The sequence below is a fragment of the Desulfonatronospira sp. MSAO_Bac3 genome (assembly GCF_003838035.1).
Lineage (GTDB): Bacteria > Desulfobacterota > Desulfovibrionia > Desulfovibrionales > Desulfonatronovibrionaceae > Desulfonatronospira > Desulfonatronospira thiodismutans.
The window spans coordinates 1-11,569 of record NZ_QYZY01000223.1; the positions used below are offsets into that span (position 1 = coordinate 1).

The 11,569-nt window shown below is 49.7% G+C and carries 13 protein-coding genes, 1 pseudogene and 1 riboswitch; of the genes and pseudogenes, 5 read left to right on the forward strand and 9 right to left on the reverse strand.

Features of this window, described 5'->3' with window-relative positions:
• Positions 1 to 526: 526 nt before the first annotated feature.
• Together elyC and D5S03_RS07560 are read left to right on the forward strand one after the other, a co-directional pair.
• Positions 527 to 1,297: an envelope biogenesis factor ElyC gene (elyC, locus tag D5S03_RS07555; RefSeq protein ID WP_287043302.1), complete on the forward strand. Its 771-nt coding sequence runs from the start codon at positions 527 to 529 to the stop codon at positions 1,295 to 1,297.
• Between the two features lie 100 nt (positions 1,298 to 1,397).
• Entirely contained in the window at positions 1,398 to 1,763 is a 366-nt protein-coding gene (locus D5S03_RS07560) for a hypothetical protein (RefSeq protein ID WP_287043304.1), read from the forward strand.
• Between the two features lie 47 nt (positions 1,764 to 1,810).
• Here D5S03_RS07560 and D5S03_RS07565 read toward each other — a convergent pair whose 3' ends face one another.
• From D5S03_RS07565 to D5S03_RS07585, 5 genes are all read right to left on the reverse strand, one after another.
• Positions 1,811 to 2,746, reverse strand: a complete 936-nt coding sequence (locus D5S03_RS07565; RefSeq protein ID WP_287043305.1) for an ABC transporter substrate-binding protein — start codon at positions 2,744 to 2,746, stop codon at positions 1,811 to 1,813.
• Between the two features lie 25 nt (positions 2,747 to 2,771).
• Positions 2,772 to 3,416: an ABC transporter permease gene (locus D5S03_RS07570; RefSeq protein ID WP_008868511.1), complete on the reverse strand. Its 645-nt coding sequence runs from the start codon at positions 3,414 to 3,416 to the stop codon at positions 2,772 to 2,774.
• Complete coding sequence (locus tag D5S03_RS07575; RefSeq protein WP_287043308.1) at positions 3,406 to 4,383, reverse strand: ABC transporter ATP-binding protein; 978 nt, start codon at positions 4,381 to 4,383, stop codon at positions 3,406 to 3,408. The genes D5S03_RS07570 and D5S03_RS07575 overlap by 11 nt, the downstream gene beginning before the upstream one ends.
• 9 nt (positions 4,384 to 4,392) lie before the next feature.
• Entirely contained in the window at positions 4,393 to 5,040 is a 648-nt protein-coding gene (locus tag D5S03_RS07580) for an ABC transporter permease (RefSeq protein ID WP_008868509.1), read from the reverse strand.
• A 177-nt stretch (positions 5,041 to 5,217) separates the two neighbouring features.
• Positions 5,218 to 5,646, reverse strand: coding sequence for a response regulator (locus D5S03_RS07585; RefSeq protein ID WP_008868508.1), 429 nt, complete (start codon positions 5,644 to 5,646; stop codon positions 5,218 to 5,220).
• 382 nt (positions 5,647 to 6,028) lie between these two features.
• Between D5S03_RS07585 and D5S03_RS07590 the strand changes: the two genes are divergently transcribed.
• Complete coding sequence (locus D5S03_RS07590; RefSeq protein ID WP_008868507.1) at positions 6,029 to 6,748, forward strand: cobalamin B12-binding domain-containing protein; 720 nt, start codon at positions 6,029 to 6,031, stop codon at positions 6,746 to 6,748.
• Complete coding sequence (locus D5S03_RS07595) at positions 6,741 to 7,880, forward strand: sensor histidine kinase (RefSeq protein ID WP_050775104.1); 1,140 nt, start codon at positions 6,741 to 6,743, stop codon at positions 7,878 to 7,880. The genes D5S03_RS07590 and D5S03_RS07595 overlap by 8 nt, the downstream gene beginning before the upstream one ends.
• A 127-nt stretch (positions 7,881 to 8,007) precedes the next feature.
• On the opposite strand, the gene D5S03_RS07600 is transcribed toward D5S03_RS07595, so the two are convergent.
• From D5S03_RS07600 to D5S03_RS13835, 4 genes and pseudogenes are all read right to left on the reverse strand, one after another.
• Positions 8,008 to 8,220, reverse strand: a complete 213-nt coding sequence (locus D5S03_RS07600) for a type II toxin-antitoxin system HicB family antitoxin (protein WP_008868505.1) — start codon at positions 8,218 to 8,220, stop codon at positions 8,008 to 8,010.
• 656 nt (positions 8,221 to 8,876) lie between these two features.
• Positions 8,877 to 9,746, reverse strand: a complete 870-nt coding sequence (locus tag D5S03_RS07605) for a Fic family protein (RefSeq protein WP_287043311.1) — start codon at positions 9,744 to 9,746, stop codon at positions 8,877 to 8,879.
• Positions 9,700 to 9,987 carry a Fic/DOC family N-terminal domain-containing protein gene (locus D5S03_RS07610; RefSeq protein ID WP_287043312.1) on the reverse strand — a complete coding sequence of 96 codons (288 nt, stop codon included), beginning with the start codon at positions 9,985 to 9,987 and terminating at the stop codon, positions 9,700 to 9,702. The genes D5S03_RS07605 and D5S03_RS07610 overlap by 47 nt, the downstream gene beginning before the upstream one ends.
• 5 nt (positions 9,988 to 9,992) lie before the next feature.
• Positions 9,993 to 10,484, reverse strand: a pseudogene (locus tag D5S03_RS13835) (DUF7680 family protein).
• Positions 10,485 to 10,838: 354 nt separating this feature from the next.
• Positions 10,839 to 11,052, forward strand: a riboswitch (cobalamin riboswitch).
• Positions 11,053 to 11,158: 106 nt separating this feature from the next.
• Here D5S03_RS13835 and D5S03_RS07625 point away from each other — a divergent pair.
• Entirely contained in the window at positions 11,159 to 11,455 is a 297-nt protein-coding gene (locus D5S03_RS07625; RefSeq protein WP_287043317.1) for a 4Fe-4S dicluster domain-containing protein, read from the forward strand.
• Positions 11,456 to 11,569: the final 114 nt, after the last annotated feature.

An 11,569-nucleotide genomic window follows, 5' to 3' on the forward strand; every position in this document is an offset into this window, starting at 1 on the left:
AGTATTTATACAGATGCATGCTACAGAGTGCTGCCGTGCCTCGATCTGCTCCCCTCCTTGGTTAAGGAGGGGTCGGGGGTGGTTCGATAATCAGCTCCCTTCCTTCCCCGGCCCTTCCCAGGCCAAGGAGGGGAGATTTACCGTGGCCAGGAGTTACTTGGGTGGTGCGCTTCTGGAATGTTTATAAGGAAGGGATCTCATACAACCACCCCCGCCCCCTCCTTGGCTAAGGAGGGGAGCTGTACCGTGGCCTGGACTATTTGGGTGGTGGAAGTTTAATCACGATCCAGAAGGAGTATTTATACAGATGCATGCTACAGAGTGCTGCCGTGCCTCGATCTGCTCCCCTCCTTGGTTAAGGAGGGGTCGGGGGTGGTTCGATATTTAGCTCCCTTCCTTTCCCGGCACTTCATAAGCTGAGGATGGGAGTTGAAACCGTGCCCATGATCCTGTACAGAGTTTAGTTGTGCTGTGAGAAAGTTTGGCTGGAGTGTTAATCAGTTGCTTGCAATAGCAAGGATGATATATGGAAGCTCTGTTTGTTTTGAAAAAAGTTGTTTCCAGGCTGGTCTTTCCGCTGCCTCTTGCCCTGCAGGTCATCCTGCTGGGGCTTATTTTTATCATCTTCAAAAGAAACCGGACGGGATTTGTTTTCATCCTGGCAGGCACTGTCTTTCTGGGTGCTGTTTCAGTAGAGCCCGTGGCAGACAGAATGCTCAGGCCCCTGGAGCAGAAGTATCAGCCTTTGCAGCATAACGACGTGTCAGCTACATCATATATCGTGGTGCTGGGGTCTGGTCATTTTCTGCAGGATGGTCTGCCCCCCAGTTCCCTGCTGAGCGGTTCATCATTGTTCAGGGTAGTGGAGGGGGTAAGGATTAAAAATATGTATCCCGAGGCCACCCTGGTATTCACCGGCGGCAGGTTCAGGTATCCTGTGGCTAGTTCCGAGCTGGCCGCAATGGCATCTGTTGAGCTGGGCATTGATGCAAGCGATATTCTGATTGTCACGGATGCAAGGGATACAGAGGACGAGGCCCGCCTGGTCAGGGATATCGTGGGAGATGAGTCTTTTGTGCTGGTAACGTCTGCATCACATATGCACAGGTCCATGATCATATTCAGGTCTGAAGGTATGGATCCGGTACCTTCGCCGACAGATTTCAGGGCACCGGAGAAGCTGTACAATCCCTGGGATTACTTTCCCAGTGCAGGTGCCCTTGCCAAGACTGAAAGGGTGTTTTATGAACGGCTTGGTCTGGCCTGGGCAATGCTTAGAGGTATTGTCCCTGAATAAAATCATGTTGAAGTTAAAATATCTGTATAGTGCTTTTAAGGAAAGCAGGGGACAGTCCCCATGCCACAGCCCAAGCGCTGACAGTTAAAGGAGATTGGCAATGTCAGATTCCCCACTGGACGCCCTGAAAGACAAGCTTTCGGAGCAGGCGGAAAAAATCCGTGAACTGGAGAAAAAGGCCGACAAAACACTTGAAGATAGCTACGACCTGGATCAGCACAGATCCCTTCTGGAACAAAAAGCGCAAATACTTGCCGGCCTGCCTGAAGCGGCGGAGCCTTTTGTGGATCAGCTGCCTCATGAAACCAGAAGTGCTGTGGAACAAAGGCTGAGCACCTTTGCCAACAATGCACAGCAGGCCATGGGTGTCGGCAGTGTCTTTTTCATGCGGCAGCTGCTTTACCCGGAAGATTACCGGGAAGGCCAGGCAAATGACCTGGAAAGCTTTATCCAGAATATTAAATAGCAACCCGGCTTCCGGGCAAGCAGTTCAAAGGGCGGCAAAAGAGCAGGCTATCGCGACACGTACTCTCCGAGGTCTGATATCTTTTCCCAGCCATGTTCTTCATGCAGTTCTCTGGAGGTGAACAGGACAAAAGTATTGTTGGCAGGGGCATAATCCAGCCAGACCACGTCATGGTTTTCCAGATACCAGTCTTTTACCAGTTCATAGCATTTCCGGGGGACAGTGACCACTTCATCGTAACCCATTACATTCATAAGGCCGGTGCCGGTATATTCCCAGTAAATATCTATCTGCCCGGAAAAGAGGGCCGGGGTGATGACAGCAGTCTCGCCAAGACCGATTTCGTCCACAACCTTGTATCCCCGGTCCTCCAGTAAATATCTTGTCAGGTAACCCAGGGTCAGCGCTTCGGTAAAAGTCTTGCCTCCCACTACAATCTCACCGGCGTCTTTTTGTTCAGGTGGTTCTTTTTTTATCAGCCCTTCCTGCAGCAGGAAATATCTGGCAGCATCCCGGGGCATTTCATTGTCAATGGATACTTTTTTGTTGAGCATGCTCAGAGTTTTCAGATCCAGGCGCGAAGACAGTTCCTGCATGATTTTTTCCAGCTCTGGATATGTTTCCAGGATATCTTTTCGAACCAGGGGAGCGGGGTTATAGGCCGGAAAAAAGGCCTTGTCGTCTTCAAGCACTACCAGGTCGTATTTGACAATGCGGCCTTCGGTGGCATCTCCTATGCCCACGTGGGCCAGCCCTTCCCCAACTGCCTGGTAGGCCAGTCCAAGGTCTACCACTGCCAGTTCAGGGAACTCAAAACCGTAGTGTTCCTGGAAATTGGGCAACCCGTCAGATCTCTGGGTCCACTCGGCAGAGCTGGCCAGTTTGAGCTTTGCTTCACCCTTGCCGGTATCATCAGAGCCGCATCCTGGTAAAATCAGGATTGCAAGCACCGCCAGCAGCATTATTTTGTTCAGCATTTTCATGATCACTCCTTTTTGTCTGCATTTCTTATTTTAAATGACTCGGGGATAGATACCATTCCAGTAAAGTAAGCATACGTTCAATTAAAACAGCCATTATTCCGATATAAACAGTCCCGGCCAGGATAAGCTCCGCCTGGAAGAAATTTATGCCTGCAAAAATAACAGCGCCCATCCCTTTGCCGCCCACCAGAGCTGCAAGGACGGCAGTACTCACGGTAAGAACGGCAGAGGTCTTTATCCCGGTCATGATGCCCGGGACACTCAGGGGAAGCTCAACCTTCCTCAGAACTTCCCATGGAGTCATACCCATGCCCCTGGCCGCCTCCTTGACGTCCTGGGGCACAGATGAAATTGCGGTGATGGTGTTTCGGGCAATGGGCAAAAGGGCGTAAATGCTCAGGGCCAGGATAGCAGGTGCATAACCCAGGCCGAGAAAAGGAAAAAATATGGCGATTACCGCCAGAGGCGGTATGGTTTGCCCGGCGTTGAATACTGCCATGATCCTGGAAGTAAAGCGGCGGTACGCAGGTCTTGTAAGCATGATTGACGTGGGCAGGGCGATGAGTACAGCTATACACATGGGAATCAGTACCAGGTTCAGGTGCTCCAGGATATAGGGGGGTGCCCGGTGGCTCATGGCATGAATAAAAAGCTCCGGATCAAAGCTCACTTTCTTCCCCGCTTACTTTGTTGATATGTCTTTTTATGTCCGACCAGCTGAGAGTTCCTGCCAGGTGATTGCCCCGACAGACTCCAACCCGGTCCTGGTTTTTTTTCATCATTACTTCCAGGGCCAGTTTGACAGGCTGGTAGGACTGCACTGTACAGCCGGATCCCAGCAGATCATCTGAAATATTATCTGCCGGCTCCATTAATGTTTCCGCTCTGGTCAGGTCAAGAATCTTTACCCCCCGGTCATCTCCGATGAGACTAAGTACAAAGTCATCCGCTGGACTGGTAAGCACTTCAACGGGAGAACCCATCTGTACCAGGCGGCCCTGGTTGAAAATAATCAGGTAGTCAGCCATCTTGATGGCCTCGTTTATATCATGAGTCACAAAACAGATGGTTTTTCTAACCTGCTGCTGCAGCTTCAAAAACTCGTCCTGCAGCCTGATGCGGATTATGGGGTCCACTGCTCCAAATGGTTCGTCCATAAGCATTATGGGAGGATCGGCAGCCATGGCCCGGGCTACACCCACCCTCTGCATCTGGCCGCCGCTCAGCTGATGGGGGTATTTGTCAGCTATATCCCCTGAATCAAGGCCCATGAGTTTCAGCAGTTCATCCACCCTGCTGTTTATCTTTTCCTGAGGCCAACCCAGCAGACCTGGCACAAGGGCAATGTTCCTGGCCACGGTTCTGTGCGGCAGCAGCCCTGTCTGCTGGATTACATATCCAATGGAGCGGCGCAGTGCCGAAGGGTCTGACTTGAGGGTATTCTCCGAATTTATAAGGATTTTGCCACTGCTTGGTTCTTCCAGACGGTTCATCATCCGCAGGATGGTGGTCTTGCCGCATCCGGAGGGGCCAAGAAGCACACAGATATTTCCCTGGTTCACCCTGAAGGATACATTGTCCACTGAAGGCGATGGTGCCCCCGGAAATATTTTGGTAACGTTTATAAGTTCAATCATGTGTCAGCTTTAAGTATCAAACCTCAGGCCTGGAGAGATCACCCTTCTTTGTATGCGGGCCATTATAAAATCAAGAAGCAGAGCCATGCAGGCCACAATAATCGCCCCGGTAATTATCATGTCCGAGTCGCCTCTGGTGATCCCCTGGTGAATGAGTCTGCCCAGGTTTTTTTCGCCGATAAAGGTGGCCATGGTGGCAATTCCAGTGACAATGACAATGGACACGCGCATGCCGGCAAAAATCATGGGCCAGGCCATGGGGATCCGTATCTGCAGTAAAATCTGCAACGGGGTCATGCCCATGCCTTTACCGGCGTCCACGACAGAGGCATCCACTGATTTGACTCCGAGATAAACGCTTCGTACCAGGGGCATCATGGCGTAAATCACCAGGACAACAACAGCGGTATTTCTGCCCAGGCCGAATCCGGGCATGGTCATGAACAGGCCGAAAAGGGAAATACTGGGGATGCAAAAGAGTATATTGCTGAGGCTGATGACTGTCCCGGCCAGCCTGTCGTGCCAGCTTATAATCAGGCCGGTTGATATCCACAGGGCCAGGGAAATAAGCAGAACTATAAGAACCAGGGACAGGTGATTGAAGGTGTATTCCAGAACCAGGCCGGCGTTATTTAGAGTGAAGTTGATAATGTCCATATGGACTGGGACCTGGCCCGGGTATTTTGGTACCGGCTTATTGTGTTGTTATTTGACTGGGAGGTGCCGGTCCGGTCAATCCTGTTTATTCATCCAGTGGGACCGTTTCCGCTGATTAACTTTTAAACACAATAAGGCCTGCCGGACATAAAAAACTCTTCCCAGGATTTTTGTTTGTTATACTGCTTCCTGCTGCATGTCCAGCTCTTGAGGAAAAAAGCCCAGGTCAGTCAAGACCTGGCGCAGTGTTTCCAGTTGAACAGGCTTGGTCAGGTAGGAATCAGCACCGTATTCGTTTAAAGCCTGATCAATATATTCTGGTTCTTCCAGTGAGGTCAACATGACAATTTTGGTTTTCTGAAGATTTTCAATGCCGCTTTCCTTTTCAAACGCCCGGATACGCTCCAGAACTTCAAATCCGTTGAGTGCGGGCATCATTATGTCCAGAAGAACCAGGTCGTAAGGCTCCTTTTTTCTGCAGGCCCAGCAAAAAGTCTGTACTGCTTCTTCGCCGTTGTCTGTTTCGATACAGTTGCCGTAACTGGCCATCATTTTGCTCAGCACCCATCTGTTGTAAAACTCGTCTTCCGCGATCAGTACCTTCATGCGGTCTGCCCTCCATAGAAACGTGTTTCTGACCAAATGTCCGAAAGCCATACTTTTAACCCGCTTTGAGCCCGTTTGCAGTCCGGAAGCAGGTAGTCCTGAATGGGCCGTAAAGCAGGGCAAAAGCGTATTGTTCCTTGTCAGTCCGCGGCAAATGCCATTTTTTAAGCACCGCACAAGTATTGCGCAGAAGTTTTTTTTATACGAGGCAAAAAATAATTTCAATAATTTTTTGACCGGTTTGGCTGATTTTTTATCAGCAACAACCTGCATGCAAGAAGTATTGCCGGTGGGTATTAGAGGATATCATGATCATCGGGGTGAGTTTCAAGATGGGGCATCAGCTTGGAGTCATGGTCTTGAGCGAAGGGGTTGAATTTATGTGGAAATAGTAAGGACCATGGAGTTTGACACGGATCTTGTTCAGGGTTACTACCTCTTCAAAATAAGGCCGGTAACTACCATGATAACCAGTGAAATTTACAATAACTATCTTCAGAACCTGCTCAAAGGCAATCGACAGGAATGCACAAAGATAGTCAAGGACCTTCTGGACAGGGATGTGTCCATTTATGATCTCTACCTGGATCTGTTTCAGACTTCCCTTTACGAAGTAGGTTATCTGTGGGAGACCAACCGTATATCAGTGGCCACAGAACATATGGCCACCACAATTACTGAAAGTGTGCTAAGCTTGGCCTATCCCAGAATTTTTGCCGCCCAGCATGTGGGCAGAAAGGCCGTGGTTTCCTGTCTGGTAAACGAGTACCACCAGATCGGAGGCAAAATGGTGGCCGATATTTTTGAGCTTAATGGCTGGGATGGCTATTTCCTGGGTGCAAACACGCCTGTAGAGGATCTGCTGGATATTGTCCGGGACAAGCAGCCGGAGATAGTAGCACTTTCCATGAGCGTCTATTTTAATATGGACTATCTGCACAATGTTTTACAAAGGCTGGAAAGCGAGCTTCCGGGTCAGCAGGTTATTGTAGGAGGACAGGCCTTTCGTTGGGGAGGATCCGATATACAGGATAAGTATTCCAGGGTGCAATATATTTCTTCAATTAAAGAACTGGAAAAAATGCTGCAACAATATGAGTAAAAACATGATTCCTGATTTTTCCGGTGAGGCCCTGAATAATTATCTCGCTGAACACGCGGCGATTATTCTTATGACCCTTGATGTAGACGGTCGAATCCAGCAGGCCAACAGGTTTACGCATAATCTTGTAGGCAAGGATGTCACAGGCAGACTGCTAAGCGAGGTGATTGTGGATTTCACCGGTTCCTTTGACCTGCAAAATGCTTTGCAGCAGGAGGACGAGCAGCACCTTTTCAATGTCAATTCCCATTCCGGTCTTCCCCAGACTTTTTACTTCCGTTTTATGGAACAGAACGGAAAAATTCTGGCTGTAGGCGAATTAAATCACCTGGAGACAGAGGAACTGCGCAGGAACCTGGTCCAGTTGAATAACGAGTTCAGCAACTTGAACCGGGAACTTCAGAAGAAAAACATTGAGCTGACCAAGCTGAACGAACTAAAGAATCACTTCCTGGGCATGGCTGCCCACGATCTGCGCAATCCCCTGGGGGCCATCCGCAACCTGAGCGAGTTTTTGCTGGAAGAGGCCAGAGACAGTTTAAGTGACGAATACATCCAGTTTCTGGAGCTCATCCACACTTCCAGCAATTTCATGCTTTCCCTGCTTGACCAGCTGCTGGATATCGCCCGGATAGAAGCCGGCAAACTGGAACTTGACTTTCAGTCCACTGATCTAATCTCTCTCATCAAATCCGTTGTGGATATAAATAAGATCCTGGCTGAAAAGAAAAAGATCCAGATCCGGCTGGAGCATTTTGAGACCATACCCTATGTGGAACTGGACTCCATGAAGATTGAACAGGTGATGCACAACCTGCTGTCCAACGCCATCAAATTTTCTCCGGAAGGCAACCTGATCAAGGTGCACGTGTTTTTGAGCGGAGAGCATGTAACAGTTGCCGTTACGGATAAAGGGCCAGGCATTCCGGAAGAAGACATCCAGAAACTTTATCAGCCCTTTACCAAAACCAGCGTCAAGACCCCTGAGGGAGAGAAAAGCACAGGACTTGGCCTGGCCATAGTGCACAAGATTATTCTGGGGCATATGGGCAAGATCTGGGTGGAGAGCAAGGTGGACCAGGGGACAACTTTCTTCTTCAGTCTGCCTGTTAAAGCTGAGTCCAAGGCTTGATGCAGTCCCATGAATTACAAACAGAAAGTATAACATGATGTGACTGCAAAAAGTCAATTCAGGATACTTGACCTTCCAGTCCTGGTCAGAAAGCAGAGTCGAGCCAGACCTCCATTAGCAACAAACATCACGCATACATGAGCCGTCCCCTGGGCTCAGGGATATGTCGGCCAATCTCCCGGGCTGTTTCTATCCATTCTTCAATGACCACCTGGGCATTGGCCACAGCTTCTTCATAGGACTGCCCATCAGCCATGCACCCTGGAAGCTCCGGAACCTCAACCAAAAAGGCTTCGTCCTCCTGGCTCCAGTAGATGATCATTTCGTATTTGTAATCCATTATTGTTCTCCAGCTTGAAGGTTATACCTCAAAATAATATACCTTGCTTGTCGTACTTGATAAGGTTTTGCTTTCGCTCCTTTAGGCTGGAGGTTTAAGATTTCCTCCTAAGTAAGATACCCATAATGATAAAATAAAGGCGATTGTAAGGATGAGTGTTAAAAATAACTTAATAGCGGAAAGAAGACAAGCTCAACTTAGCTGTTTGCAGGGAGTTGACCAATTGCAGACGATTGGGTATCTGTTTTTTCAGAACAGACCCCGTTTTCATTTATTTACTTATGCGTCTTTGATCACCTTCAAAAACCTGTCTCTGTCTACAATCTCACCTTCTGAGATCTCTTCACTTACTGGGAATAAAGGAATCCCAGGCGACCACGGTTCTGTACTCTCCGGATTTTGGTCAAAGTAGTCTGCATCTGTGGTCACACGGACCGGATACATCTTCTATTTCCGAAAGCACAGTTAAATGTTCATGGCAACTCAATCTTCATCGGTATGGGGATCGAAATCTGGATCGATAGCTTCCAATACCGATCCCGACTACGAGGACCAAGCTGACGTCTGCCAGCCCCCGAAAAAATAACCTTGTGGCTCACCAAATTTGATTTATGAGCCACAAATCAGTTTGTGGATAATACGTGAGCCACAAAATTCTATTCTGCTACACGAAGCAAGGACGGCAAGGCCAAGACAGCAGAACGTTGTCCTCCTCCACGCTGAATTTCAACAAGCATATCGTTCTGCTTGAGTTTCGTCAGCATTCTTTTTGCTGTGGCCGGAGGTATTGATGATTTGTACGCAAAATCAGAGCTCTGAAAAATCGGCCGCTGAAAAATCCAGTCCAAGGCGTGGATAGCGTACTGGGAATGGGTCAATTGAGTAAAACGATGCTTGAGTGAATCATACAGGCTTAAGATGGCCTGAGCCTTGCGCAGATTATCCTCAGCCTGGGCCTGGACAGCCTGAAGAAAGAACATGCTCCACCCAGTCCAGTCATTATCCCGGGAGACAGCCAAGAGCCGCTCGTAATATTCATCGCGTCTGGCTTCAAAATAAGCGCTGATATAAAACATAGGGCTGGAAATGAGCCCGACCTGAGCCATGAACAGAGGCACAAACATCCGTCCCAATCGGCCATTCCCATCCAAGAAAGGATGCAGGGCTTCAAATTCTGCATGAAGCAAAGCTAACTGAACGAGCTTATCCTGAGGAGCCTGGGCATGGATGTATTCTTCCCAGATCCGCATGGCATCCGGGAGCTTTTCAGCTGAAACAGGTACAAATGTGGCCTCTTCAATGCTGCATCCTGGAGAGCCGATCCAGTTCGGACCTTTTCTGTATTCTCCCGGTGATCTGCCCGTCCCTCGCATTCCTTGCAAGAGGACTTCATGCGCTCTTTTGATCACTCTTTGGCAAAGGGGCAGTTCTTTGAGCATATCCAGCGCAGCATGCATAGCCCGCCGGTAATTCAAAATCTCACCGATATCCTCTTTGCGCTCTGGGCTGAATTCTGGATCTATCATGCTCTGCCTCGTATTCCAAAACTTCGCCAAAGGTGGCCTGGGTCCCCTCAATTCGGGAGGACAGCACTGCTTCCTGAGTCATAAGCGGCGTCAGGAGGACATTGGCATTGGGTACAGCGGACAAGATACCATCATACCTGGCTACTGCTGCGTTGGCAGGACCAATAAATGGTATGAGGCGGGCCCAGTCCAATTCAGGAGGTGGAAATTTGCCTTCATGATAATACACCGGGGTAGGCATGCTGCTCAGTCCTTCATCCTGGCCTTGGGATCAATGAGCAAAAAGCGCAGAGCCATGAGCACCCGTCTGGGATATTTGCGGTGCATGGCCATACCCAGCCAATAGGCGGCCTCTTCCTTGCCCATGGCCTCAATTCCGTCGGCCACCATTGGCATGTTCTCCCGATTGCGCATGGGAGCCAGGGTACGGAAAAGAAGACCCAGATTCAGGGCCTGATCTTCGTTTAAGGCATAGCGAGCCTAGTCCTGTATATTCAGTCCGCCCAGGTGAATTCCTGCCTTAGCCAGAAGACGCAGCACCCGGTGTTCAATCAGGGCCAGATTACGGCCGCGCAGGCCGGAAATGCGCAGCGGCTTTTTGACATCCGGTGTTCCGTTGTAGGGTATCTGCCAAATCTCAAACTCCAAATCACTTGGCCCGTGGTTTTCAACCCGCAGGTCATAGCGGGGAAGACCCTGGCCAGTTTCGCTGTCGACAATGTTGGGAAGTGCATTCATGAGGATGCCTCCGCATTAGCCAGTACAAAGCAGGCTCCGGTCCTGTTTTTGTCCATTGCCTGGAGTTTCCGAGGCAGTCTGGACCTCTATAACTGTATGTCCCAAGTCTACATCTGCTCCTTACACATGATTCCGGCTGGGATAGAAGACGTGCCGGTAAGCCTGCTGAATAGCCACGGCAGTAAGATACCCATAATGATAAAATAAAGGCGATTGTAAGGATGAGTGGTAAAAATAACTTAATAGCGGAAAGAAGACAAGCTCAACTTAGCTGTTTGCAGGGAGTTGACCCATTGCAGACGATTGGGTATCTGTTTTTTTCAGACAGCTTGGTGCACCCTGCTGTCAAATCTTGCGCATTTTACAATCTGTGGTGGCCGTAAGGCCTTAAAAGGGAAGCCGGTGCAAGTCCGGCGCGGTCCCGCCGCTGTCAGTGGGGATGAAATCCGCACTCAGCCACTTTGAGACATATTTCCCGGTATCTTCGGGGAATGGCAAGTTTCAGGGGAAGGCGCGGAGAGTAAGCTGATCCACGAGCCAGAAGACCTGCCGCGGTTTGTTTTCACCTGAAGGGAGATGGTAAATCCCCGGGAGGGCATAGTTGTATGCCAGCCCGGGGATTTTTTTGTGTGCAACTGATTGATCGTTGAATTTTTAAAGACAAGGGAGGTGAAATGGATCTGGTGGTAAAGATAAATATTGTCCCTGAGAAATGCCGGGGCTGCAGGGCCTGCGAGACGGCCTGCGCCTGGTGGGATAAGCCGCCTTTTAACCCCAGGCGGGCGGGTATTCATATCATCAAGGACGAGGAAGCAGGTATTGAATACCCGCTTTTGAACATGGAATGCCAGGAGAGATTCTGCGGCAAGCAGGCCCCGGGGGCCTGCTCCCTGCTGGAGCCTGCATGCGTTACTGCCTGTCTGTTCGAAGCCTTGCAAGTGGAAAAAGAGGAGGTCCGGGATGCGGGATAAATGGTATGGGTGGTGTGGAAGGATTCTCTACGTGGACCTGAACAGCATGAAGGTCAAAACACAAGAGCTGTCCAGGGACCTGGTCCGGGACTATCTGGGTCAGTCCGGCAGCGG

Bases quoted from the DNA above. Each gene is read 5' to 3' on its own strand.
- D5S03_RS07625 (WP_287043317.1), top strand. From the start codon at position 11,159: ATGGATCTGGTGGTAAAGATAAATATTGTCCCTGAGAAATGCCGGGGC.
- elyC (WP_287043302.1), top strand. From the start codon at position 527: ATGGAAGCTCTGTTTGTTTTGAAAAAAGTTGTTTCCAGGCTGGTCTTT.
- D5S03_RS07600 (WP_008868505.1), bottom strand. From the start codon at position 8,220: ATGGATTACAAATACGAAATGATCATCTACTGGAGCCAGGAGGACGAA.
- D5S03_RS07575 (WP_287043308.1), bottom strand. From the start codon at position 4,383: ATGATTGAACTTATAAACGTTACCAAAATATTTCCGGGGGCACCATCG.
- D5S03_RS07585 (WP_008868508.1), bottom strand. From the start codon at position 5,646: ATGAAGGTACTGATCGCGGAAGACGAGTTTTACAACAGATGGGTGCTG.
- D5S03_RS07560 (WP_287043304.1), top strand. From the start codon at position 1,398: ATGTCAGATTCCCCACTGGACGCCCTGAAAGACAAGCTTTCGGAGCAG.
- D5S03_RS07595 (WP_050775104.1), top strand. From the start codon at position 6,741: ATGAGTAAAAACATGATTCCTGATTTTTCCGGTGAGGCCCTGAATAAT.
- D5S03_RS07580 (WP_008868509.1), bottom strand. From the start codon at position 5,040: ATGGACATTATCAACTTCACTCTAAATAACGCCGGCCTGGTTCTGGAA.
- D5S03_RS07565 (WP_287043305.1), bottom strand. From the start codon at position 2,746: ATGAAAATGCTGAACAAAATAATGCTGCTGGCGGTGCTTGCAATCCTG.
- D5S03_RS07605 (WP_287043311.1), bottom strand. From the start codon at position 9,746: ATGATAGATCCAGAATTCAGCCCAGAGCGCAAAGAGGATATCGGTGAG.
- D5S03_RS07610 (WP_287043312.1), bottom strand. From the start codon at position 9,987: ATGCCTACCCCGGTGTATTATCATGAAGGCAAATTTCCACCTCCTGAA.